Source organism: Hymenobacter mellowenesis, assembly GCF_030581005.1.
Taxonomy (GTDB): Bacteria; Bacteroidota; Bacteroidia; order Cytophagales; family Hymenobacteraceae; genus Hymenobacter; species Hymenobacter mellowenesis.
This window is the reverse complement of sequence record NZ_JAUQSX010000005.1, coordinates 235890-262104: the sequence shown is the minus strand read 5'-3', so window position 1 is coordinate 262104 and position 26215 is coordinate 235890. Positions and strand designations below refer to the sequence as shown.

General features: G+C 57.7%; 13 protein-coding genes. 7 read left to right on the top strand and 6 right to left on the bottom strand.

Going from position 1 to position 26215, the window contains the following annotated elements; translation table 11 throughout:
- Positions 1-5 precede the first annotated feature (5 nt).
- Positions 6-380 carry a CZB domain-containing protein gene (locus Q5H92_RS11745; RefSeq protein WP_305011719.1) on the bottom strand — a complete coding sequence of 125 codons (375 nt, stop codon included), beginning with the start codon at positions 378-380 and terminating at the stop codon, positions 6-8.
- Positions 381-597: 217 nt separating this feature from the next.
- On the opposite strand from Q5H92_RS11745, the gene prfB reads away from it, so the two are divergent.
- Positions 598-1675, top strand: a protein-coding gene (prfB, locus tag Q5H92_RS11740) for a peptide chain release factor 2 (RefSeq protein ID WP_305011718.1) whose coding sequence is annotated in 2 segments (ribosomal slippage) — positions 598-657 and positions 659-1675 — 1077 coding nt in all. Because the reading frame shifts where the segments join, the coding sequence is not laid out codon by codon here.
- Between the two features lie 145 nt (positions 1676-1820).
- Here prfB and Q5H92_RS11735 read toward each other — a convergent pair.
- On the bottom strand, positions 1821-3476 hold the full coding sequence (locus tag Q5H92_RS11735; RefSeq protein ID WP_305011717.1) for a SusD/RagB family nutrient-binding outer membrane lipoprotein: 1656 nt from the start codon (positions 3474-3476) through the stop codon (positions 1821-1823).
- Between the two features lie 11 nt (positions 3477-3487).
- Entirely contained in the window at positions 3488-6691 is a 3204-nt protein-coding gene (locus tag Q5H92_RS11730; protein ID WP_305011716.1) for a SusC/RagA family TonB-linked outer membrane protein, read from the bottom strand.
- A 1007-nt stretch (positions 6692-7698) separates the two neighbouring features.
- On the opposite strand from Q5H92_RS11730, the gene Q5H92_RS11725 reads away from it, so the two are divergent.
- The 5 genes from Q5H92_RS11725 (at position 7699) to Q5H92_RS11705 (ending at position 18481) form a co-directional block, all read left to right on the top strand.
- The gene (locus Q5H92_RS11725) at positions 7699-10929 is read left to right on the top strand and encodes a SusC/RagA family TonB-linked outer membrane protein (RefSeq protein WP_305011715.1); all 3231 of its coding nucleotides are present in this window, start codon (positions 7699-7701) and stop codon (positions 10927-10929) included.
- A 39-nt stretch (positions 10930-10968) separates the two neighbouring features.
- Positions 10969-12627 (top strand): SusD/RagB family nutrient-binding outer membrane lipoprotein, encoded by a 1659-nt coding sequence (locus tag Q5H92_RS11720; protein ID WP_305011714.1) that lies wholly within the window; start codon positions 10969-10971, stop codon positions 12625-12627.
- A gap of 42 nt (positions 12628-12669) precedes the next feature.
- The gene (locus Q5H92_RS11715) at positions 12670-13290 is read left to right on the top strand and encodes a hypothetical protein (protein ID WP_305011713.1); all 621 of its coding nucleotides are present in this window, start codon (positions 12670-12672) and stop codon (positions 13288-13290) included.
- A gap of 529 nt (positions 13291-13819) precedes the next feature.
- The gene (locus tag Q5H92_RS11710) at positions 13820-17077 is read left to right on the top strand and encodes a SusC/RagA family TonB-linked outer membrane protein (RefSeq protein WP_305011712.1); all 3258 of its coding nucleotides are present in this window, start codon (positions 13820-13822) and stop codon (positions 17075-17077) included.
- Between the two features lie 240 nt (positions 17078-17317).
- The gene (locus Q5H92_RS11705) at positions 17318-18481 is read left to right on the top strand and encodes a RagB/SusD family nutrient uptake outer membrane protein (protein ID WP_305011711.1); all 1164 of its coding nucleotides are present in this window, start codon (positions 17318-17320) and stop codon (positions 18479-18481) included.
- A gap of 69 nt (positions 18482-18550) precedes the next feature.
- Here Q5H92_RS11705 and hslU read toward each other — a convergent pair whose 3' ends face one another.
- From hslU to lon, 3 genes are all read right to left on the bottom strand, one after another.
- Positions 18551-19957, bottom strand: coding sequence for an ATP-dependent protease ATPase subunit HslU (gene hslU / locus Q5H92_RS11700; RefSeq protein ID WP_305011710.1), 1407 nt, complete (start codon positions 19955-19957; stop codon positions 18551-18553).
- Positions 19958-20127: 170 nt separating this feature from the next.
- A complete protein-coding gene (gene porQ, locus Q5H92_RS11695) occupies positions 20128-21189 on the bottom strand; it encodes a type IX secretion system protein PorQ (protein ID WP_305011709.1) in 1062 nt (353 codons plus the stop codon).
- 145 nt (positions 21190-21334) lie between these two features.
- A complete protein-coding gene (gene lon, locus Q5H92_RS11690; protein WP_305011846.1) occupies positions 21335-23755 on the bottom strand; it encodes an endopeptidase La in 2421 nt (806 codons plus the stop codon).
- Positions 23756-24086: 331 nt separating this feature from the next.
- Between lon and Q5H92_RS11685 the strand changes: the two genes are divergently transcribed.
- Positions 24087-26207 carry an OmpA family protein gene (locus Q5H92_RS11685; RefSeq protein ID WP_305011708.1) on the top strand — a complete coding sequence of 707 codons (2121 nt, stop codon included), beginning with the start codon at positions 24087-24089 and terminating at the stop codon, positions 26205-26207.
- Positions 26208-26215: the final 8 nt, after the last annotated feature.

Sequence of the window (26215 nt, the reverse complement as noted above, 5' to 3'; positions counted from 1 at the left end):
TGGGTTCAGGCCTCCCTACGCATCCTGGCCTCCATGGTTTGGAGCAGGGCCTGCATTTCGTCGGCAATGACTTGCAGCGGGCCGTAGCCGGCGCTGGCGTCTTCCGCCCGGCCGGCAGCGTGCAGGTCCATCAGCCGGTTAGCTTCCTGATGGATGAGCACGTGCTGGCGGTCGAACTGTCGCGCCTCGGGCAGGTGGGCATACACGCCCCGGCCGCGCAGGCGGCTGGCAATCCACTGGCCAAGGCTGCAAACCTCCGGGTCGCGCAGGGGGCCCTCTTCTCCCCCATTTCCAAATAGATACGAACGCAGCTTGCTCTTAAAATGAACGTGCTTGATGCGCGCCGAATCAAAATCCTGCTTTAAATCTTCAACCGTCATACCCAAAGTTAGGATGCATACCTGCTCCTGTGCCTGCTATACGGCCCTGCTTCCCCAACAACCAACCTTCGGGCCCACAACCCTTCAATTTTCACTTCTCCTCGTCCCGGCGAGGACTGCCGGCTCAGAAAGCGGTACTTTTGCACTTCATCTTTTTGTCCGGCCGCCACGACGCATCAAAAGCCTCACGCCCGGCGCACTTCATTTTCTCCCCACCATGACCCAAGACCAGATTAAGGACTTGAAGGGCCGCGCCGAGGCCCTGAGGAGGTATCTTTGACTACGATGCCCGCAAAGAACAACTAGCCGCCTACGAGGCTAAAACCACCGCGCCCGGCTTCTGGGACGATTCCAAAGCCGCCGAGACCATCCTGCGCGAAATCAAGCCCATCAAAACCTGGACCGACGACTTCGAGGCCGTGCAGCAAACGCTGGCCGACACCGAGGTGCTCTATGACTTCTACAAGGAAGGCGACGTGACCGAGGCGGAGATGCAGACCGACTACGAAGCCACCTTGCAAAAAGTGGAAGCCCTGGAGTTCAAGCGCATGCTGAGCGACGAGGAAGACCAGTTGTCAGCCATCATCGACATTAACCCCGGCGCCGGCGGCACCGAAAGCCAGGACTGGGCCGAAATGCTCATGCGCATGTACATCATGTGGGCCGAAAGCCACGGCTTTGGGGTGAAGCAAATCAGCTACCAGCCCGGCGAAGGCGCGGGCATCAAGTCGGCGTCGCTCGAAATCGACGGCGACTTTGCCTACGGCTACCTCAAGAGCGAAATCGGGGTGCACCGGCTGGTGCGCATGTCGCCGTTCGACAGCAGCGGCCGGCGCCATACTTCGTTTGCGTCCGTGTTTGCCTATCCGGTGATTGACGACACCATTAACATCGAAATCAACCCCGCCGACATCTCCTGGGACACCTTCCGGGCCGGCGGCGCGGGCGGGCAGAACGTGAACAAGGTGGAAACGGCCGTGCGCCTCACCCACGCGCCCTCCGGCATCATCATCGCCGTCCAGATTGAGCGCAGCCAGCTCATGAACAAGGAGCACGCCCTGCGTATGCTCAAATCGCGCCTCTACCAGATTGAGATGGACAAGCGCCACGCCGAACGCGACAAAGTGGAAGCCACCAAAAAGCGCATCGACTTCGGCTCCCAGATTCGCAACTACGTGCTGCATCCTTACAAGCTCATCAAGGACCTCCGCACCGGCATTGAGCGCACCGACGTGCAGAACGTGCTGGACGGCGACCTAGACGAATTTATTAAAGGCTTTCTGATGCAGAGCTAGCCCTTTTACTCATTCATTAGCCATTAACGCCGAAAAAGCCCGCCTGATATTTCAGATGGGCTTTTTTGGCGTTAATAACGAACTATCTCAAATAAAAAGAGGCCGGGAAATCCCGGCCTCTTTTCGTTAAGCACCTTACGTTAGCTTAGCTCGGGTCCCAGAAAATGAGGGTCGTGAACTGGCTGATGCCTTGCGGCAGGTTAGCAAGGTTCGTGGTAATCTCCGACTGCGGATACAGGAGGCGGGTCGGCAGTTTGTCAGGACGGGGCGAGGTCGTCTGAAGAGACGGCGCGAAGCGGGGGTAACCCGTGCGACGGTAATCGTCCCAAGCCTCAGTGCTGGCCACACCCGTCATCGCCAGATATTTCTGGTAGATAATTTTCTCTTGGTTCGTTACCGAACGGGGAGTCGTGAGACGAGCCGTGTAGGTAGCGGCTGTTACACGAGCACCACCGAAGATATTGGCCTCCGGAATCTGGGTCGTAGTCACGTCCCAGTTCACCAGGCCGTTGTTCACGTTTACCGCCGCCGTGAGGTACTTCGTCACTTTAGCTGCGACGAATGCCGACGAGTCGCGGGTAGCGTTCTGACGGTTGGCCGGCGAAGGCGTATAGAAGTAGTTGAACGAGGCGGTGATGCCGGCATTGAAGTCGTTCTTGGCACTACCGCCGGTGAAGAAGCCACGCTCGCGGGCTTCGGCTTGGCTAAATAGGTCTTCGGCACGTAGCATCAACGGCACCGGAGCATCGGGGCCTTTGAACACGCCACCGAAGTCACGGAAACGAGTTGCAGCGTTGCCCGGCAGGGGAGCACTCTCGCCTAGCTCAGCACCGCCCGTGAAACCAGTAGCAGTAGTGTTGAAGATGCGGTAGCCACGGGGGTCGCGGTTGAGAAGGAATTGAGCCAGCAGGTACTTGGTCGGAAGCGTATAATAACGCTCGGTAGAGGAAGTGCCACCGGCATCAGCACGGTAACGGTCCCAGAACGGGTTCTGCTGGCCGGAAGCCTGCACGTAGCCGGGGTTGCAAACCACGTCGGTGGTGATGAAGCCCGCAGCACCGGGGGTACCGCTGGCGATGGAAGCCTGCAGACGCGTCATTTCGGTGCTTACATAGGAACTTAGCGTGGGCTGGCTCGACTGACGCATCAGAATGCGCAACTTCAGCGAGTTGGCAAAGCGAACCCAGCTCGTCATAGTACCTTGGAACACTACGTCTTCAGCACCTACCGCACGCGGAATGGGCGAAGTCTGCTTGTTAGCGGCATCAATCTCAGCAATGGCTTCGTTGAGCTTCACGATGAAATCTTTGTAGATAGCATCGGCTTTGTCATACACCGGGGTGATATTAGCCAAGCCACCGAGGGCTTTGGAGTACGGGATATCGCCGTACTGGTCCACCAGCAGCTGGTAGTTATACACCTTCATGATTTTGGCAATCGCCGAGTGGTAAGGCTGGTTGGCTGCCTTGCCTTGACGCTCGATGATGTCGTAATCGTAAATATTGTCGAAAGTGTTGGTAAACAGCGTCTGGCTAAAGTTGCTGTTGTAGTTATAAGTACGCTCCGGAGCGTAGCCGTTCACCGTACCCGACTTGGCAACATACCCGGCGGCGAAAGCTGAATACGGGTTGTAGTTAATCGAGTATGTATTAGCCGTCGTGGTCAGGGCCTGAGCCAGGATGGCATCAGCCGTTACCGTCAGCGGGTTGTTCGGGTTTTGGTTGATGTCGAGAAAAGAATCACAGCTAACAGCCAGCACCGATAAGGAGCTCACCGCCAGTATCTTAGCAGTATTTTTCATATACGGAGAGATTAGAAAGTTGCGGAAAGGGTTGCACCGTAGAACTTCGTAGGAGGCGTCTGCAGAATGGTGTTGATACCAACGCCGTTTGCAGAGGAGTTGCCGAAGCTAAACTCAGGGTCCGTGTACTGGTTCTCCTTGGGTACCCAGGTATACAAATTCCGGGCGAAAACGTTCAATCCCACGCCTTTAATGAACTTGGCGCCCGACAGCATGCTGGTGGGCAGGTTGTAGCTCAGCGAAAGCTCACGGATTTTGAAGAAGTCTCCTTTGGTCACGTAGTTCTCAGCTACCGAACGACGGTAGGAATCGTTAGCCCAGAATTCGGCACCGCCGGGGGTCAGCTTGTCGGTGTTGGCCACGTAGGTTACACCGTCAGCACCCAAAATCGACGAGTTGGGGTACAGGAAGGGCTGGCGGCCGTACGATGCGCTCACAGCCGAAGCGCCCGTGAAGTCGAGGTCTTCACCAATAGAGTGGTACACCACGTAGCCCGTGCGGTATTCAGCCTGGCCAGCCAAGGTGATTCCTTTGTAGCTGAAGCTGGTGTTGAAGCCGTACTTGTGCTTGGGCAGCGTGTTGCCCAAGATTTTCAAATCCGAAGCTTTGCGGGGGAAGTACACCTCGTTGGTTGTACCGGGCTCGAAGCCTTTGTCGAGAATAACGCGGTTCTGGTCGTCACGCACATAGTACGAGCCACGCAGGATGGGGAAGGGCTGGCCTACCACAGCAAATACGTTGGAGTTGCCACCGGTGGTCAGAGCCAACTCGTCAACGCCGGGGGCGATAGAAAGCACCTTGCTATCGTTGTAGTTGTAGTTGGCGCCAACGCGCCACTCAAAGCCAGTTTCCGTACGAACCGGAACCAGGTTCAGGTCAAGTTCTACACCGTTGTTTTGAATTTCACCAGCATTGAGCAGGTAACCCGAGAAACCGGAAGTCGAAGAGATGCCAGCGCGAATGGTCTGGTCGGTCGTGTTCTGTTTGTAGTAGGTAGCCGAAGTCGAAACGCGACGCTTCAGGAAGCTCAGTTCGATGCCAGCCTCAATGGAGCGGGTGAATTCCGGCTTCAAGTTAGGAGCTACTACTTGGTTGCTCTGCGTGAACGAGGTCAAAGGACCGAAGGGGAAACCGCCGCCTAGGTTGAAGAACGGGTCCAACTGGTAGGCACCCAGATTGCTACCGACACCGGTACCGCCCAAGTTGATTTGGCCCACCTTAGCAATGCCACCGCGGAGTTTACCGTAGTCGATAAATGAAGCTTCTTTCAGCACCGGAATGGCCTCGGTGAAGATTACAGAAAGGTCAACGCTGGGGTAGAAGAACGAGCGGTTCGACTTCAGCAACAGCGACGACCAGTCGTTGCGGCCCGAAGCATGCAGGTAAACGAACTCTTTGTAGCCTACGGTAGCATCAGCAAATAGCGAAGTCTGGTGGTAGGTGTAGCGAGTGGCCGAGCCCTGCACCTGACCGATGCGGTTCACGAGGTTGAACAGGCCGGGGGTTGCCAAGCCGGTCGAGCTGGCGGCAATGCCGGTCGAAGTGCCCGACTGTGTGTTGTTACCCAAGATGAGCTTCAAGTTGAAATCACCAAACGTTTTGTCAATGTTGATGAAGAAATCAGAGTTCAGACGGGTGTAGTCGAGCGACGATTCCTGCACGAAGCCATTGGTGGAGCTGGCGCTGCGGCCGAAAGCGGCCACGTAGGGCGTGTACTGGAAACGGTCGCGGGTGTTCTGGTTGGTCTGGTTCACCAGCGTAGCGCCGAAGCGGTACTGCAGGCTCATCCAGTCAAACACTTTGTAGCCCAGGTTCACGTCGCCAATGAAGTAGTTTTCCTTCAGGTGCGTCCGGTTGTTGTCGATAACGTAGTAAGGGTTCTGGTAGTACTCGTTATAGTAGCCGTTCGGATTAGCGAAAGGGTTGTTCTGCCAATCTTTGTACTGGGTGAGCGGCACCATCGACGAGGTGTTGATAACGCTGTAGTACACCGAATTGGCGGCGCTCAGGTTCGACGTAGCGTCGACCATTTTGCGGGCGTACGAGGAGTTGAAGCCCACGGTCAGCTTACCGAAATCACGCGAAGCGTTCAAACGGAAGGCGTTCCGGTTGTACTCGTCTTTAGGGACGATGCCGTTATTTTTCACGTTCTGGAACGACACGAAAATTTTGCTCTTGTCGTCACCGCCCGAGAACGAAACGTTGTTCTGCATCTGATAGCCGGTGTTGAATACATTGCGGCGCTCGTTCGGCTTGGCGTCATAAGTAGTGTACTGCTGCTGACCGTTTTCCAGGGCCAGACCCAGACGCACCCGACGACCATCGAAACGGGGGCCGTACTGCTGATTCTCCATGTTGTTGTACTGAGCGTTGTAGGTCAGTGCTACGGAGTCCTCGCCGGCAGCCGGGAACAAGGGGTAGTTGTAAGCGTATTCCTGAGCACCCAAGCCGAACTCATTCTGCAGCTTGGGCAGGAACGAAATCGACTCGAACTGCGAGGTGTGGGCGAAGGTCACGGCCACGCCATTGGAACCCTTCTTCGTGGTGATAATCAGAGCACCGTTTGAAGCCTGCGAGCCGTAGAGAGCAGCGGCGTTGGCGCCTTTCAGCACGGTGATGTTGTCGATGTCGTCGGGGTTCAGGGCGGTCAATACTTCCGAAGTCGAAAGCACACCGTCCACTACCACCAAGGCCTGGTTTTCACCAGTCGCCGAGCGGGCACCGCGCAGGGTAACGCGTACGCTGGGGTTAACGCCGTTCGAGAGGGTCTGAATCTGCAGACCCGATACTTTACCCGCCAGTCCGTTGGTCACGTTGGTTACGCGGGCCTGGTTGATTTCTTTGGTGTCGAGCGTGGCCGTGGCGTAGCCGATTTCGCGGGCCTGACGCTGCACGCCCAGTGCGCCCGTTACCACTACTTCGCCCAGCTGCTTCACATCGGATGCGAGCGCCACGTTGTAAGTAGCATCGGCGCCAATCGTCTGGTCAACGCTGGCATAACCGATGGAGCTAATGGTCAGCGTACTGGCCGAAGACGGGATGCTGAGGCTGAAAGCGCCATCGGCATTGGTTGAAGCTCCGACGGTAGTGCCTTTCACCAGTACGGTAGCTCCGGGCAGCCCCTGGCCGGTTCCCCGGTCAGTCACGCGCCCGGATATCGTCCGGTCTTGGGCATAGACCTGCTGCAACAGGCCGGTCATTAGAAGCATGACCATACATAAGAGTTTTTTCATTTGACTGTTTGGTTGGTGAGTGAAAAGGTAAAAAGTAAGGTGAGTGAAACGGCAATTATACAAGGAAAATAGCTTTTTCGGGAATAGCACCGGCGTCTCGCCCTCATCGACCATCCATGTGGAATGCCTAAGAAACCAGCAAATCACTGAATAATAGCTTCTCCAACGAATTTTGGGTTAGCGGACAGGTGAAAGCCATTTCGTTCAAGTCCAACTGAAAAATGAGACTATTCAGCCTAATGAGTACTCTGGATGAACCCAATGCTATCCAATCATGAAGAATAGTGAGGTGCCGACAGTGCGCCCAAAGCTAACACTCGTTTGGTAGATTCTTTTTTCGGCCTCTCCCACTTGCTCAGTATCAAAACAGATTTCGTCAAGGCACCTCATCGACGAATATTTTCGGACGTAGAGGAAAGAAACAGGCTAAAAAGCCATTACGGCATACTGTCTTACCACATAATTAAATAAAGTGTGGCTTTAGTGCTATTTTATAACCTACAAGGTTTTTAATAAAAATAAGCATTTGGAATGGAATAATCTAGTTAAACATCAGATATTTTACATTAATTGATTTTCAAAAAAATCATCGAATTGACAATAGAAGTGTAAGCAACATCACATTGCTGTTTAATCATATCAGAAATCTTACCTGATAAATGTAATTGACAACCTTCCCAGCCCTCACCTCTGCAAGCAGAGTCGTCGCGCTACAGAGCAACACTGGGCACCCCGATGGTCATTTTATGTAGTGACTCTTTCCGGCCGTGTGAATTATGCGCGGTTAAGGCATCAGAAGGAAATACGGCCGCTTCTACCCCTCATTTTGAGCCAGATGCCGCGCTGAATATCATGGAGAATATCGGGCTTATGGTGGAAATTTTCGCTGGCAGCAGTACTTTCAACTTTTAAAATACCACCCTTCTGTTTCTTTTTCCCTTTTCTTAATCACACCCACTTTAAACAACTCAATGAAGAGAACCTTACTAATGAGCCTGCTCCTGCTCTTGACCCTGGCCGGGCGGAGCTGGGCCCAGAGTCGCTCCGTATCGGGGCGCGTGCTCGACAAAAGCACCAACGAAGGATTGCCGGGCGTCAGTGTTATCGTGAAGGGTACCACCACCGGGACCGCCACCGATGCCGACGGCAGGTTTACACTGGCCGTGCCTGCCCCAACGGCGGTACTGCAATTCAAATACCTGGGCTACCTGACCACTGAGCAGCCGATAGGTACCTCCGGCACAGTGGACGTGGCCATGGCCGTTGACAACAAGCAGCTCGACGAAGTGACCGTGACGGCGCTGGGCATCTCGCGCGAAAAGCGGGCCCTAGGCTATGCCGTCTCGGAAGTGAAGTCGGAGCAAGTGGTGCAGAAGTCGGAACCTGACCTGCTGCGCACGCTTTCGGGTAAAGTACCGGGCGTGAACATTATCAGCTCGAGCGGGGTGCCGGGCGCTTCGTCGCGTATCACCATCCGGGGCAACACGTCGTTCTACGGCGAAAACCAGCCCCTGTTCGTGGTAGATGGCGTTCCTTACGACAATTCCCAGACCGAATCGGACAACCCCATCACTAACGGCGCCTCCTACTCGAGCCGCACGGCCGATGTGGACCCCAACAACATTGCCTCCATCAACGTGCTGAAAGGCGCAGCGGCGGCGGCCCTCTATGGCTCGCGCGCAGCCGGTGGCGTTATCGTTATCACCACCAAAACCGGCGGTGGCGGCCAGCGCGGCCCCAAAGGCATTCAGATTGGCTACACCACGGGCTACTCCATTGAGAAGGTAGCGGCCCTGCCCAACTACCAGAACAAGTACGGCGCGGGCGCCAACTTTGTGAACTCGGATGCCAACGGCTCGTGGGGCCCGGAGTTCGGCAACATGGCTCAGGGCGCGCCCGACTCCATTCGTCACCCGCAAGCCGGCAACCCCAACTTCCCCAATATTCCCCTCAACGCGAAGATTCCTTATAAAGCCTACCCGAACAACGTGAAGGATTTCTTCAAGACGGGCCACCTGTACGAGAATTCGGTGTCGTTGAACAGCACCAGCGACAACGCCACGTTCACTACCATCATCTCGCGCGCCGACCAGCAGGGCATCATCCCCAACTCGTCGTTTGTGCGCAACAACGTGAGCACTGGCGGCTCGGGCAAGTTCAACAAGTTCACCATCAGCGGCAACGTGGCCTACACCAACACCACGCAGAAGGGCCCACTGACGGGTGCTAACAACCTGCTGGCAGGTAATGCCTCGGCCTTTGCCCGCACGCTGTTCCTAACCCGTAGCCTCGACCTGCAGGGCCTGCCCTACATCGACCCCGTGACGCACGCTTCCACCTTCGCGTGGCTGTCGCGCCAGGCCGACAACCCGCTGTGGTCGGTTGAAAACGCCCTTTATACATCCCGTGTCGACCGGGTAGTGGGCAGCGTGGGCTTGTCTTATGCCTTCAAAGATTGGTTGGTGCTGACCTACACCGGTGGTATCAACACCTATACCGACTCGCGCCGCACCACCATCCGGCCGGGCTCCAACGCCAACTACGGCGTGAGCTCCGTTCTGGAAGACAACATTCAGAACACGGAACTGGAACAGACCGTGCTGCTGAACTTCAACAAGAACCTAACCGAAGACCTGAGCCTGACCGCCAGTGTGGGCCAGAACATCAACGCTCGCAAGTTTGATGGCCGCTCGAACATCGGCTATGACATCGTCACCTTCGGCATTGATAACATCGAGAACACCAACCAGAAAGGCACCTATGGCTACGCCTACTCGGAGCGCCGCCTGATGGGCTTGCTCGGCAACGCCACGCTGGGCTACAAGAACTTTGCGTTCGTAACGCTGACTGGTCGCAATGACTTCTCCTCTACGCTCAACAAAGACGGCATCATCGGCAACACCGGCCGCTCCTTCTTCTACTCCAGCGCAGCCGGCTCGCTGGTGCTCAACGAAGCGCTGAAGTGGGATTACCGCTGGCTGGATTTGGCCAAAGTACGCGTGGCGTATGGCCGGGTGGGCCGCGACGCTCCCCCCTACCGTTCGGGTCCCAGCACGTACGACATCAACCCGGGCGGTATTTTCCCCTTCTACAACCCGAACCCGGCAGCGCAGGGGCAGCCCACGGCCGGCATCTCCATCAGCAGCGTTATCAACAACCCGAACCTGACGCCTGAATTCTCGACGGAACTGGAAGTTGGTACCGAGCTGGCACTTTTCCGCAACCGCATCTCGTTCAACGGTACGTACTACAACAAACAGTCGACTAACCAGATTGCCCCGCGCATCCTGCCATCCGCCACTGGCTACGGCCAGTACTGGACCAACTTCGGCGCCATTTCGAACAAAGGCTTTGAAGTAGCCCTGACGGTGGTGCCGGTGGAAACGTCGGGCTTCCGCTGGAGCAGCACGTTCAACTTCACCCGCAACCGCAACATCGTAGAGAAAACGACCGACAAAGGCGATACCCTCACTTTGGGCGGCTTCAACGTGGCAGCACTGCTCATCCCCGGCCAGCCCTACGGCGTGCTGTACGGCTCGACGGCCAAGCGCGATGGCAGTGGCAATCTACTCGTTGACCCCGTGAGCGGCCGTCTGGTGCCCGGTGGCAACAAAGTTATTGGCAACCCCAACGCTGATTTCATCATGGGTTTCATCAACCAGTTCACCTACAAAGGCATCACGCTGAACACGCTGATTGACTACCGCAAAGGCGGTGCGCTGTTTTCAACTACCCTGCAGGAAGAGTTGGGCCGGGGCGTGACGAAGGATACCGAAGACCGCAACCGCCTGCTCATCATCGACGGCGTGCGCTACAACCCCGCCACGGGCGGTGCTGCCCTGGATAGTGACGGCAACCCCATCCGCAACACCAAGGCCATCAGCGTCAATGACCTGTATTTCTCGGCTGCCGGCGTGGGCGGCGGAGCTGCCACCAACGGCTACAACGAGCAGTCGATATACGATGCCACCACCGTGCGCCTGCGCGAAGTGACGGTGGGTTACGACCTGCCCAAGTCCATCCTTGGCAAATCGCCGTTCAGCGTGGTCAACATCTCCGTGTCGGGCCGCAATCTGTACTGGTATTCCCCCAACCTGCCCAAGAACTCGAACTTCGACCCCGAAACCAACACCTTCGGCTCGAGCAATGTGCAGGGCATTGAGCTGACCAACGCGCCGAACACCAAGCGCTATGGCGTGAACCTGCGGGTAACTTTCTAATTTCAGCATTGCGCCTCCGGGCTCTTTATATAGTATTCCATGAAATTTCATCAGATTGGGGCAGCACTGGCTTTTGCCGGTATGCTCGCCACAGCCTCCGGCTGCAAGGACTTTTACAACACCAACGTCAACCCGCTCTATCCGACTTCTACCACCATCAATAACCTGCTGCCCATCACGCAAGTGAGCATGGCCAGCGGCCTGGGCGACAACGTGGGCGGCCTGAGCCAGTACACGATGGGCCTGATGCAGCAACTGTACAGCACTCGGGGCATTGGCAACTTCGTGCAAACCGGCGGCTCCTTCGGGGGCCCCTGGTCGGAGTTTTACGCCAACATGCTCCCGAACAACGAACTCATCATCACCCAAGGCACGGCGGAAGGGCAATGGAGCTACGTGGGCATCGCGCAGTTGCAGAAAGCTTACGTGTTTAGCCAAATGGTGGACATGTGGGGCGACATTCCTTACTCAGAAGCTCTGCAGGGGGTGAACAACCTAGCCCCGCGTTTCGACAAAGACTCGGAAATCTATAACGGCTCGGCCGATGGCAAAGTGAAAGGCCTCTTCGCCTTGATTGACGAGGGCCTAGCTAACCTGGCGAGGTCTTCGACCAACTCAACACTGGGCCGGGCCGACCTGATTTATGGCGGCTCATTGGAGAAATGGGCACGTTTTGGCCGCACGCTCAAGCTGAAGCTCTACAATCAGATTCGCAAGACGAACTCGAACGCGGTAGTAGCTGCCCAGATAGCGCCGCTGCTGAGTTCGCCCCTGATTGAAGAAGGCGGCGACCTCCAACTGGCCTACAAGAACAGTATCCAGCCCGATACCCGCAATCCCGGCGCGGTAGTGGACTACGGCCCCAATCCGGAAAACCGCATTGGCCGCTACTTCTACGAGGATATGAAGGCCAAGAGCGACCCGCGCATGCCTTATTACTTCTTCAACCAAGTTCCATTGGGCGTGGCCGTTACGCAGCAGGACTACATTAACGAAAGCTTCGTGACGGTGCGGCCGGGCTCAACCGGGCAGTACACCAGTTCGGCTTCGACGGCAGGCGTGCAGACCCTGCAGGGGTTGTACCCCGTGGGCGGACGCTACGACGACGGTAAAGGCCGCACCGGCACCGGTCTCCCACAGACAAAATACGAAGCTCCCCAACGCTTGCTGACCTACTATGCCCGCAAGTACACGGAAGCCGAATTGCAGCTCGTGGTTCTCAATAACCCCACGGCAGCCCGCGCCGCATTAGTCGATGCTCTCAATGCGTCGTTTAACAAAGTGAACACGATTGCGGCAGCCGACGGCAGCCCTGTCATGACGGCAACCCAAATCGCCGCCTACATCAACCGCGTCAATACCACGGCTGCCAACTCGGGCCCGCTTAACCGTTTTGACCGCGCCACCACTACCGAAGACAAGCTGGAGGTGATTATGTACGAGAAGTACGTGGCCAGCTTCGGCTACGGTGTGGATGTATATACCGACTTCCGGCGCACGCACCACCCGCTCATCCGGGTATCGCAGGCCGCCGCCGCCGCCACGCCCGGCCGGGGCCTGTTGCCCGACGATGGCCAGACGCTGTCGAACGGCATCTTCCCCTACCGCCTGTACTATCCGACCAACGATTTGATTCTGAATCCCAATTCGCCGCGGACGCAAGCGCCGGTTACCTCGCGCATTTTCTGGGACCTCTAGGTCGTACTGTCTTTCCTGACTTTTCTTAACGTGAAAATCACCATGAATTCATACCTCACCCGTTTCTTTCTGTTGCTAACGGCTGCGAGCTCGCTCGTTGCCTGCCGCGAGGACAGCAAGTTACCTGCCCCCACGACGGAAAGCATTCCGCTCATCATCCCGGAAATCAACCCGCAGAAGTCTTTTTACGATATCATCAGTGCCAAGCCCTCTACGAATGCGCTGGCGGCCCAAGGCCTGACTCGTCCAGTGTTTGAGTTTGTGGTCAACCCTTCGCAGGGCTACTCAGAAATTCAAACCGTGGAAGTGTATAAGAGCTACCGGCGCGACCTGCGCTTGGGCCCGCGCGTGAAAGTGATGGACCTGACCTCGTTTCCGGCCACCGTTACCATAAACAGCCAAGATGCGCTGCGGGGTTTGTACGCCACATCACCAGTCACGGGCCAAGCAGCTCCCCAGCCCGTGCTGGGCGAAACCTCCGCAATAATTAACCGGGTATTCAACGGCGAAGCCATCGTGTTCACCTTTGAGTACGTGATGAAGGACGGCCGGCGCATCACCCTCACGCCCCTCTCCACCACGTCTGGGTCCGTAGGCGCACCGCAAGGCACGTTCGTCAACGCCCCTTACGCCGCCATCGCGGAAATCCGCCCCCCAAACTAACCGAACATCCCGAGCCGGCTTGGGCCGGCCCTTAAACAGCGGCAGCAGAAGGACTTCATCGTCCTTTTGCTGCCGCTGTCTTTTTCGAGATATAATGATGGTGTCCAAATTTGCTAGGCCCCGCGGTCTATGACCGCACCTTAAAGTCATTTTATTTTGAGGAGATTGTCTCGGACACGGTTTGTTCTCGACGCCCACTTTATTGCTGCTCTTCTGCCCCTACTGAAAGCAACGGGCAGCACCCGAATATTTAGCAAAAATCAACTGATAATCACAACCTTACTGTTGCCATAACATCATTCATTGTCTATTTTAAAAAACACATTATTATACTATATAATTATATTTATAATATGAATATCAAAAGTACGAAACCCACTAAATTGGGTCTGTGCTTCATGTAAATGTTTGGAGGCTATTCTGAAAAATTCATGAGCAAACCCCATTTTCTTTGCGTTTATCCAACTAATGTCGCTTATTTTTACAATGTAAACTCACCATTACCATTTTAATTTTTAACCTTTTGTCCATGAAAAAAATCTTACTCATGAGTCTCGTGCTCATGTTTACTCTCCTCCACGGAGCGATGGCGCAGACGCGCACCGTTACCGGACGGGTAACCGACCAGGCAACGGGCGGCGGCCTGCCGGGCGTTACCGTCCTGCTGAAAGGCACAAGCAACGGTGTTTCCACGAATTCGGACGGCGCATTCAGCCTGTCGGTGCCCGAATCGGGCGGCACGCTGGTGTTCAGCTCGATTGGCATGACGACACAGGAGCGCGCCATTGGCTCGGACTCGCAGTTCACGGTGGCCTTGGTCACCGACACCAAGCAGCTCAACGAAGTAGTAGTAACCGGCTACGGCGCGCAGCAGGAGCGGCGCAACATCACCGGTGCAATTGCTACGGTGAATTCCTCGCAGTATCGCGACCAGCCCATCATTGGTGTTGACCAGGCTTTGCAGGGCCGGGCAGCTGGTGTGCAGGTGACGCAGAGCTCGGGTACACCTGGCTCAGGCATCAGCGTGCGGGTGCGCGGTGCGGCTTCTATCGGCGCCAGCAACGAGCCCCTATATGTGGTTGACGGCTTGCCGGTTATTACGGGTAACACGACGCAGTTGGCGGCTGGCAACCAGCTCACCAACGGCCTGAACGATATCAACCCCAACGACATTGAGTCGATTGAAGTGCTGAAAGATGCTTCGGCGGCCGCTATCTACGGCTCGCGTGCTTCCAACGGCGTAGTACTCATTACCACCAAACGCGGCAAAGCTGGTAAAGCCCGTATCGACGTCGATTACTACACGGGCGCGCAGTCGGTGTGGAAGCGTCCTGACGTACTCAACGGCGAGCAGCAAACGCAGCTTTTCCTTGACGCAGCGGCTAACCGCTACCCGGCTAACGCAGCTGGTAACTATCCAACCAACTTTGCTGCCACGACAGGCCCTAGCCCTGTTGTATTTCGCACCAATGCTGACCTGGCAGCTTACATCTACGGTCCCGGCACCTTTGGCGCTGCCGATGCAAACGGCGTGCGAAACTACGTGCAGCCGGCGGGCAACCCCATTCGGCCACTCAGCCAATTTCAGAACCCCAGCACGGCCATTAGCACCAACTGGAGCAATGAAGTATTGCGCACGGCTCCCATTAGCAACTACGGCCTGACCTTCTCCGGCGGCTCAGATGCTAGCCGCTACCGCTTGGCTGTAAACTACTTCGACCAGCAAGGCACTGTGGTTGGTTCGGGCTTCAGCCGCGGCAGTGCCCGCTTGAGCGTTGACAACAAGCTTTCGGAGAAGGTTCGCATGGGTACTACCCTCGGCCTGACCCAAAGCGTTAACAACCGCATCAACAACGACAACAGCATTTACGGGGTACTGACAACGGCTCGCCTTACGGCCGCTGACCTCCCCGTCTATAACGCTGACGGCACTTATTACAAAGATGCCAGCTCGTTGGAAAACCCGGTTGCTGCGGCCAAGGAGCCGTATATTAAATCGACCAACAACCGCTTGATTGGCAGCCAATACACGGAATTTGAGCTTATCAAAAACCTGAAATACCGGGCCACTTTCGGTATTGACTTCACTTACGGCCGCGATGACCGTTTCTACTCGACCTTGACCAAAGCCGGCTTGAACCCCAGCGGTGATGCCACGCTGGCTACCCTGCAAGACCTCAACTACAACCACATCAGCGCATTCAACTATTCCAAGACCTTTGGCGAAGACCACACGCTAAGTGCCTTGCTGGTGGGAGAATTTCAGCGTGACCGGTACAGCGACGTATTCGTAAACGTAACCGGCTTCCCCAGCAACTCCATCCGCGAGTTGGCTGCCGGCGCAACCAAAGTTACTTCTACCTCTTCGACCACTGGCAACGCCTTGTTTGGCGCCTTGGCGAAAGTTGACTATTCATTTAAAGGCCGTTACCTGTTGAGCGCTTCGGTTCGTCGCGATGAATCTTCGCGCTTCGGTGCCGACAACCGCGTGGGTTACTTCCCGGCTGGTTCGGTGGGCTGGCGTGTGCTGGAAGAGTCCTTCCTGAAAGACCAGACGGTAGTGAGCGAGCTGAAACTGCGCGGTAGCTATGGCGAAACCGGCAACCAGCCCACGGCCAACTTTGGCTCGCGCGGTTTGATTAGCCCCGGTGCCAACTACCTGGAAAGAGGTGGTCTCGCCTTCACGCAGTTGGCTAACCCCGACCTAAAATGGGAGCGCACGCGCCAAACCGATATCGGCATCGACCTGGGTTTCCTGCAGAACCGTTTCTACATCTCGGCCGACGTGTATATGCGTAAAACGGACGACCTGTTGTTGAGCCAAAACCTGCCCTCCGACACCGGCTTCCTGAGCTACAGTTCGAACGTAGGTGCCATCCAGAACAAAGGCCTCGAATTCGCCCTGACCACCATCAACTTCCGCAACGAAGGCACTGGCTTCAACTGGGAGACGAACTTCAACATCAGCTTCAACCGCAACGAGGTAACCAAACTCTCCGACCCGAACCCCCTCGGCCTCGCCCAAGGCTTTGCTAGCCGCTTGGTCGTTGGCCAGCCGCTGGGTGCCTTCTACGGCTACCGCGTTGACCACATCTTCCAGACCCAAGAGGAAATTGATGCTCTGAACCGGGCCGCAGTTGCCGCTACCGGTGTTGCTTCGGCTACCTACCAGACGGCCCTTACCCGCCCTGGCGACATCAAGTTCAAGGACATCAGCGGTGGACCGGATGGCAAGCCGGACGGCCGCATCACGGTAGCCGACCAGGAAATCATCGGCACGGCTCAGCCGAAGTTCTACGGCGGTATCACCAACACCCTGCGCTATGCCGGCTTCGATTTCAATGTGTTCCTGCAATACAACGTGGGCAACAAGATTCTCAACGCCTCGGCCACCAGCACCCAGAACATGAGCACGACCAACGGCCAAGACGCCATCGTGCTGAATCGTTGGACGCCCACCAACACCGACACCAACGTGCCCCGTGCTGTTTACGGCGACCCCAACACCAACGCCCGTTATTCGGACCGTTTCCTGGAGGATGGCTCTTATGCTCGTTTCAAGAGCGTAACCCTCGGCTACACCCTGCCCACCACCCTGGCCACCCGCGCCCACTTGCGCACGGTGCGCATCTACGCGCAGGCGCAGAACCTGGTGACATTCACCAAATACACGGGCCTCGACCCCGAAGTAAGCACCTTCAGCAGCTCGAATACCTCGCTGGGCACGGACTTCTTCACCTATCCGCAAGCGCGTACCATCACCGGTGGCGTTACTCTGGGCTTCTAATCCTTTTGCTTCACGATAACCATGCAACTATTTAATTTTCGTCAAATTGCTTCCCGGTCGGCCCTGCTTCTAAGCTTGGGATTGGCACTGGGTAGCTGCGATAAAGCAGTGAACGTAGAGCCGTCGAACAGCGTGAGCTCCGATACGGGCTTCACAACGAAGGAAGACGCTGCGGCTGGCTTGTTGGGCGCTTACGACGCGCTTCAGGTTGATGGATACTATGGCTTGGCTTTCCCAACCATGGTTGATTTGATTTCCAACGACATCCGTTTCGTTGGCACGTTAACGACAACTTATGGCGTAATCAACCAAAACCTGGCCGCTGCGGACAACATCCAGATTGGCAACACCTGGAACGCTATCTACGTGGGCATCAACCGGGCCAACTACTTGCTGCAACAAAGCGACCGGATTTCGGACCCTGCTTTCCCGAAAGCAAGCACCCAAGCCCAGGCCCGGACCCTGCGTGCGTTGCACTACATGAACCTGCTGGCCCTCTGGGGCGGCACCACGCAAGGATATGGCTACACCGGTGGTCTCGGGGTGCCATTGCGCCTCACGCCGACCACGGCCATTGGACCAGAAACGGCTGCCATTCCTCGCTCGTCCGAAGCAGATGTGGCCGCCGCCATCCGAGCCGATTTAGACTTCGCTATCGCCAACTTGCCCACTACCACCACAGCCCTCCCGGCTTCTGTGGCGGCGGCGAACGTTATTACCCGCAACGCGGCATTGGCTCTGCGCGCCCGGTTTGAGTTGCGCATGCGTCAATACGCCGATGCCTTGTCGTTTGCCCGCATGGTGCCTGTACTGACAACTTATGCCACCTCCACTCCTGGCGTCTCCTCCCCGACCTCGGTAAACGATGCCATCTGGCAGCTTTATTTCTCCACTACCGACCAAAATCAGTATGCCTTTTACTGGTTTAGTGGGAGAAATGAGTTCGACCCGGGTTTGAGCATTGCTGCGGCTCACCCCACCGGTGACCGTCGCCTTGCCATCAACGTAGCAACGGGTGGCCAGACCCTGAAATATACCCGCTCCGCTACGCGCGATGACCCCTTCCCTGTAGTGCGCTATTCGGAAGTAGTGCTGACCATTGCCGAAGCTGCGGCTCAAACAGGCGACTTGGCTACGGCCATTACCCAGCTAAACCTTGTTCGGACCCGCAATGGCCTGGCGGCGACTACTGCTACCACTGCTTCCGCCATCATCGCGGATATCATTTTGCAGCGCCGCCTGGAATTTGCTTACGAAGGCATGTACTGGTTCGACTTGCGTCGGACCAATACGGTGCAAACGGCCCTGCCGACTTACACCCAAACCTTCCGCAACCTGTTCCCTATTCCGTTCCGCGAAGTGAACACCACGAGCGGCACGATTGCGCAGAACCCTCTCTACTAGGCACTTGTTTCGCCTGACACAAAAAAGCCCCGGCCAAATTGGCCGGGGCTTTTCTTATTGTTTTTGCGATTACAGGATGTACTGGCTTAAATCCCGGTTCTTCACCATGTCGCTCAGCCGCTCATCCACCAGCGCGGCCGTGATTTGCACGTGCGCGTGAGCCCCAATCTTGTCCGGCACGTCGTAGAGAATGTCGTTGAGCAGGCGGCTCATGACGGTGTGCAGGCGGCGGGCGCCGATGTTTTCGACCTCAGCATTGACTTCGGAGGCGATTTCGGCCAGCCGCTCCAACGCCGCGTCATCGAAGGTTAGTTCTACTTCTTCGGCTTTCAGAAGGGCTTCGTATTGCTTAGTAAGGGCGTTTTTGGGGTCTTTCAGAATGCGAAAGAAATCTTCCTTGGTCAGGCTTTGCAGCTCGACGCGGATAGGGAAACGGCCTTGCAGCTCGGGAATGAGGTCGGAAGGCTTGCTGACGTGGAAGGCGCCGGCGGCAATGAACAGGATGTGGTCGGTGTTGACGATGCCATACTTGGTGTTCACCGCCGAGCCTTCCACAATGGGCAGCAGGTCGCGCTGCACGCCCTGACGGCTTACATCGGGGCCACCGCCGCCGCTTTTACCACCGCTGCTGGCCACTTTGTCGATTTCGTCGATGAAGATGATACCAGCGTTTTCGCACTGGCGGATGGCTTCGTCCTTCACGTCGTCCATGTCGATGAGCTTGGCGGCTTCTTCATCAAGTAGCAGCTTGCGGGCTTCGGCCACGGTTACTTTGCGCTTGCGGGTTTTCTTGGGCAGCATATTGCCCAGCATGTCCTGCAGGCCCGAAAGGGTGCCCTCGTCCATACCGGGAGGCGCGCCCATGATGCCCACGCTAGGGCCCGACTGCGCTACCTGGATTTCGATTTTGCGGTCTTCCAGTTCGCCGTTCTTGATTTTCTGGCGGAACCGCTCGCGGGTGCGCTCGTTTAATTCGGCATCGGAACTGGGCATATCCTCTCCTCCCCCACCACCGAAACCGAGACCAGTTCTGGGGCCGGCCGGCTGGCTGATGGCCGGAATGAGGGCATCGAGGATGATTTCCTCCACGGCGTCGGCGGCCTGGGCTTTTACGGCTTCCTGGCGGCGGGCCTTCACACGGTTCACGCTTTGTTCGGCCAGGTCGCGCACCATGCTTTCCACGTCGCGGCCCACGTAGCCCACTTCGGTGAATTTGCTGGCTTCCACTTTCACAAAGGGCGCGTCGGCGAGGTGGGCCAGGCGGCGGGCAATTTCGGTTTTGCCCACGCCGGTGGCTCCAATCATGAGGATGTTGTTGGGTACGATTTCGGCCTGCATATCGGCCGGGGCGTGCAAGCGGCGCCAGCGGTTGCGCAGCGCAATGGCCACGTGGCGCTTGGCGTCGTGCTGGCCGATGATGTATTTGTCAAGCTCGGCCACGATTTGGGCCGGGGTCAGAAAAGAGTCGTTGAGCATAGGGTTGTGTACGGAAGTCGAGAAGGAGTTGGGGATAAAAAAGCTGTCATCCTGAACGCAACGAAGGACCATATCACGTTAGCAGCAGTTTGGCTGAGCAAACCGTTTTAGCGGGATAAGGTCCTTCGCTGCGCTCAGGATGACAGACTTTATTCAATGCAACCAGGCTGCTACTCCTTCTTTTTAAACAAAGAATCCAGGTTGCGGGAAACGGTGATGTACTCGCTGGAGCCAGCGGCCTGGAGGGTGGCGTGGGTGTATTCAAGCTGAAACGAGCTGATTTTCAACATAGCACCGAAGCTGAGGCCGGCGCTACCGCTGGTGTTGTCGAGGCGCAGCTCGCGGCGCTGCAGGTGGTTGTAGCCCACGCGCAGGTTGAAGCCCTTGCCCAGCACCAGCGCGGCGCTGGCCGTGAAGTGCCGGGCCAGGTTATCGCCAAAGCTCTTGGTGGGCTTTTTTTCCTGGCTGTTGGCATCGAGCGGGCCGCGGGCGTTGGGGTCGAGGTACTGAATGTCCCACTGCTGCAGGTGATGGATGGTGAGCGAGAGCCGCAAAGGCATGTGCTCCGGCTTGACGGTGGCCCCAATCTGCACGTCGAGCGGCAACGGGCCCCGGTCGGTACCAGGATAGGTGATGAGCTGGTAGCCCGCGTTTTTCACGGCCAAGCCAGCCGTAAAATCCGAAGTCGGGTGCTTATATAAGACACCAACATCGGCTACGCCCGCCAGCGAGCGGCTGCCCGCAATGCTGCTCACAGCCAGTTTGGTGGTGGCCCCGAACGTGACTTTTCCCTTGGTATAAGAATCGGATACGCCCACGGTGTACTCATTCACGCCAAACGTACCCAGGCTGTTGCCGGCTGGGTCATAGCTCTGAAAATCGCCGTAGTTGAGGTAGGTGACGCCCACGCCGAAACGGCCGTATTTCTGGGTATTGAAGGCATAGGCCGCCGTGCTTTGCTTGATGTCGGCCACGTAGGCCACATAGCTCAGCGCCAGCCGGCCATCCATGTCGGCATTCAGCAGCGCCGGATTGCCGAACAGCATGGTGGGGTCGTCGGTGCGAGTCGAGACGTTCATGCCGCCCAGCGCGGACAGGTGGGCACTCGGGGGCAGGTCCAGAAACGGAAAAACGGTGCGGCCGCCCAACTGCTGCGCTGCCGCCGGCTGTAGTCCTACAACGCCCAGCAAAAGGCCAAACCCGGCAAGCCGGCAAGCGGAAAAATGCTTCATATAGCTAAGGTACGGAAGAAGAAAAGCCTCCTGTGCTCCTAACGAAGGTGCAAGCTTGGAAAGTACTTCAACACGTCAGTTTAGCAATAAATCCCAACTCCCGGCACATGCAGCACAAGCCCGATGTGCCGGGTGGTATGGCAAATTATTGCACCTCCACGCTGGGCCCGGCTACGGGCACGGGCTCGTCGCGCACGGGCAGCTTTTGCGGGTGCGGCACCAGCTCGTCGAGCAGGGCCACGCGCAGCACGTCGTCCACCCGGTCGGCATAGTGAATGGTGAGGCCCTTGAGGTAATCTTCGGGGATTTCCTCGATGTCCTTGCGGTTTTTGGGGCAGAGGATGATGTCCTTCATGCCGGCGCGGCGGGCGGCCAGCAGCTTTTCCTTGATGCCGCCGACGGGCAGCACCTTGCCGCGCAGAGTGATTTCGCCGGTCATGGCCAGCTTGGCGCGCACACGGCGCTGGGTGTAGGCCGAGGCGATGCTGGTGAAAATGGCAATGCCTGCGCTGGGCCCGTCCTTGGGCACGGCGCCTTCGGGGAAGTGAATGTGCAGGTCGTACTGCTCAAACAGGCGGTAGTCAATGCCGATTTCATCGGCGCGCGACCGCAGATAGCTCAGCGCCGTGATGGCCGATTCTTTCATCACATCACCCAGCTGGCCACTGAGCGTGAGCTTGCCCCGGCCCCGGCTCAGCAGGCTTTCCACGAAGAGGATGTCGCCGCCCACCGACGTCCAGGCCAGGCCCGTTACCACGCCGGCCGTGTCGTTGTCTTGGTATTGGTCGCGGTCGAAAATGGCGGCGCCGAGGATTTTGCGGATTTCGGCGGGCTCCATCACAGCGGGCAGTGCCTCCTTGCCGGCCTTGCGGCGGGCTAGGTTGCGCGTCACGGCGGCCAGCTTGCGCTCCAGGCCGCGCACGCCGCTTTCGCGAGTGTAGTCGTCGGCCACATGGTGCAGGGCGGCATCGGTGATTTTCACCTCGTTCTCGCCCAAGCCGTGTTCTTTCAACTGCTTGGGCCATAGATGCTTCTTGGCAATGAGCACCTTTTCTTCCTGAGTATAGCCGGTCAGGTCGATGATTTCCATCCGGTCACGCAGAGCGGGCTGAATGGTGTCGAGCGAGTTGGCCGTGGCGATGAACAGCACCTTCGAGAGGTCGTACTCCACCTCCAAGTAGTTGTCGGTGAAGGTGGCATTTTGTTCCGGGTCCAGCACTTCGAGTAACGCCGACGACGGGTCGCCGCGGAAGTCGCTGCTTACCTTGTCAATCTCGTCGAGAATAATGACGGGATTGCTGGTGCCGGCCTTTTTAATCTGCGAGATAATACGGCCCGGCATGGCGCCCACGTAGGTTTTGCGGTGCCCGCGAATCTCGGCCTCGTCGCGCACGCCGCCCAGGCTCATGCGGATGTATTTGCGCCCCATGGCGTTGGCAATGCTACGGCCCAGCGAGGTTTTGCCCACGCCGGGCGGGCCATACAGGCACAGAATCGGCGCCTTGAGGTCCTGCTTCAGCTTGAGCACGGCGATGTATTCCAGAATCCGCTCCTTCACTTTCTCGATGCCGAAATGGTCGGCGTCGAGGATTTTCTTGGTTTGCTTGAGGTTGAACTTGTCCTTGGTGAACTCGCCCCAGGGCAAATCGAGCAGGAACTCCACGTAGTTGATGCTCACCGAATAGTCGGGGGCCATGGGGTTGGTGCGAGCCAACTTTTCCATCTCCTTTTTGAAGTGGAGCGCCACCGCCTCGGGCCATTTTTTGGCTTCGGCGCGAGCGCGCAGACGGTTCACGTCCTCGTCGGGGCCGTCCTGGCCCAGTTCGTCCTGCAGGGTTTTGAGCTGCTGGCGCAGAAAATACTCGCGCTGCTGGGCATCAATGCCGGTGTGGGTTTTCGAGCGGATGTCCTGCTTGATTTCCAGCAGCTCGGCCTGGCTAAGCAGGGCTTCGAGCAACTGGCGGGCCTGCTGCTCGGGGTCGGCCAGCTCCAGCAGCTTCTGCTTGGCGGGCAGGTCGAGCTGCACGTTGCTGGACAGGAAGTGCGTGAGGAAAGCGGGCGACTGGATGCCATCGAGCATGGCCCGGGCTTCCATCGGAATCTCGGGCGTGAGCTCCAGTACCTTGGTAGCGGCCTCGCGCAGGGCTTGCAGCAGGCCAAACTCGCCCGGAATATCGGGATTCAGGGCTACCTCCGAGAAGTAGCTGACGCGGGCCGTGAGCGGCGCGAAGCTCAACTCTTCTTCAATGGTGAAGCGCACCTGGCCCTGCAGGATGATGGTAATCTGGCCATCAGGCTGCTCCAGCAGCTTCAGGATGCGGGCCAGCGTGCCCACGGGGTGCAGCTCGGCCACGGTGGGCTCGTCGGCATCGGGGTTGAGCTGGGCCACTACGCCGAGGAGCTTGTCGGCAGCGTAGGCTTTGCGCACCAGCTTCACGCTTTTTTTGCGCGTCACCGTCACGGGCAGCACTACCCCCGGAAACAGCACGGTGTTGCGCACGGGCAGCAACGCCAGGGTGGGCGGGGCATCGTCGCCGCGCAGCAGGTGGTCAGGGTCGGCGGCCATGATGGCGATGGCTTCGGGTTGAGAGGTGGGGTCGCTGAGGGCGTGCAGAGGAAACGCAGCCGAGGAAGGAACAGATGCCAGGCGCATGGACGAGGATAAAGCCAGAAACAAAGGCGACGGGTGCCACATTGGCAGCCCGCCGCTGGGAAAAGGAGGGCATACAAGGTACGGCATCCCACCGCGTTTGGACGTCAAGCCGCGTGCCAGCCCACAGATTCCGCCAAAGAGGCGCATTGCCGGGTGGGCCGTCCCTCACCGAGAAGGCTAAATCGCTAAATTGGTGGCAACTTGCGCCTCCAATTATTTTTATTCCGCTACTAATACTCTACTAATGCCCTTTTTATTGCGTCGGTGCGCGGTGCTGTTCCTGCTCGTGGCCGGGATAATGCTGGCGTTTCAGGCCCGGGCCCAGCGCCGCCCAGTGAAGCGCGTGCCCGCCGCGGCTTCGCCCTCGGCCGACACCACGAGCGGCGGCAAGTCGGCGGCGCCCAAAAAGGCGGCCCGGCCCGCGCCTGCCATTGCGCCGGGCACCTACCGCGTACGCGGCCTCAACAGCCGCGTGAGCCGCAAACTGCACCTGCGGCCCGACGGCACGCCCGACTTCGTGTTCATCAACCGCTACCCCTTCTTCGAGGATAAAAAGGCCCTGAAAGCCATCGGCAAGGCCGAAAAGCGGCGGCAGTACCACGCCGCCCGGCTGCTGATGGAGGACTACGTGGCCAAGTTCGGGCCGGTCAATTTTGAGAAGAATACCGACATGCTCTGGCGCCTGGGCCAGCTGTTGGAGCGCGACAGCCAGAACGTGAAGGCCCGCGCCTACTTCCGCCTGGCCCTCAAGCACAGCCGCAAGGACATCACCAAAATCCAGCTCTACTACGACTCGCTGGAGCAGAAAAACACCGACCTGTACGTGCCCCTGAAAACGTACTACGACCTGGTGGAGTACCGCAAGAACCTCAACACCTTCCACCCGCCCAAAGGCGTGTACACCACCATGGGCGACGCCATCAACAGCAAGGCGCCCGACTACGGGCCGGCGCTGGGCGGCAACGACTCGCTCCTGATTTTCAGCAGCAAACGCAAGCGGCGCGGCCTCACCGGCGTGGTCGACGAGGACCTCTACACTTCGCGCCGCGAGGGTGTGAGCTGGACCGACGCCGAACCCCTGCCCAAGCCCATCAACTCGCCCAACAACGAGGGCTCGGCCTGCCTGAGCAAGGACGGCAAAACCATTTTTTTCGCCCGCTGCGAGTGCAGCACCTGCCACGGCAACTGCGACCTCTACACCGCCACGCGCGGCAAAGACGGCAAGTGGGGCACGCCCCGTAGCTTGGGGCCGCAGGTCAATTCCTTTGCCTGGGACTCGCAGCCCACGCTTTCGCAGGGCGAAGACACGCTGTATTTTGCCTCGGATAGGCTTGGCGGCTTCGGGCTGTCGGACATTTACTTCACCCGCAAGCTGAAAAACGGGCAGTGGAGCCCGGCCGAGAACATGGGTCCGGTCATTAATACCCGCGAAAACGAGGTGAGCCCTTTTTACCACCCGCTCTACCATGTGTTGTATTTCAGCTCGCGCGGGCAGCTGCTGAACTTTGGCGATTTCGACATCTACAAAACCTACCGGGTGCAGGGGCGCTGGCAGGAACCCAAAAACATTGGCCCGCTGGTGAATGGGAAAGGTTCGGAATACTACTTCACCATCGACCGCGAAAGCAAAAACCTCTACTATGCCCGCTCCGAGGCGCAGGAAATCAACAACCTCGACCTCTACTCCTTCCCGCTGCCCATGGAAGCGCAGCCGCTGGCCACCACCCGCGTGGAGGGCACGCTAGTGGATTCGGTGAGTAGCAAGCCGCTCAAGGGCATCGTGAGCATCATCGATACCGACAACGGCATTGAGGTGGCCAGCAAGTTTATCCGGCCCGACGGTACGTTTGATTTTGAGCTGATTGAAGGTTCGCACTACGCCATGCTCATTCAGAGCCCGGACTTTTTCTCGGTGGAGAAACAGTTTGCGCTGAAGGGCGACACGGTGATGACGCTCCTCACCAACAGTATCGACTACAAGCTGCCGCTTATTTTCCGCAACCTGGAGTTTGAGGCCAACCGGGCCAACGTGCTACCCGCCATGTACCCCACCCTGGACCGCATTGCCCTGTTTCTGGTCGACCACCCGGCCTTCCGGCTCAGCATCGCGGGCCACACCGACAGCCGCGGCGACCCGGAAGTGAACGAGAAGCTCTCGCAGGACCGGGCCGAGGAAATCCGCAAGTACATCGAGCGCAAGGGCAAGCTCAAGCCCAACCGCATCGAGAGCTTCGGCTACGGCTCCAGCAAACCGCTCAAAGACGAGCTGACCGACGCTGACGCCAAAGTGAACCGCCGCGTCGAGTTCAAGCTCATCCGGCCCGACGGCGACAAACCGGCCGACGGCGGCGGCGACTGGAAATAACCCATCTG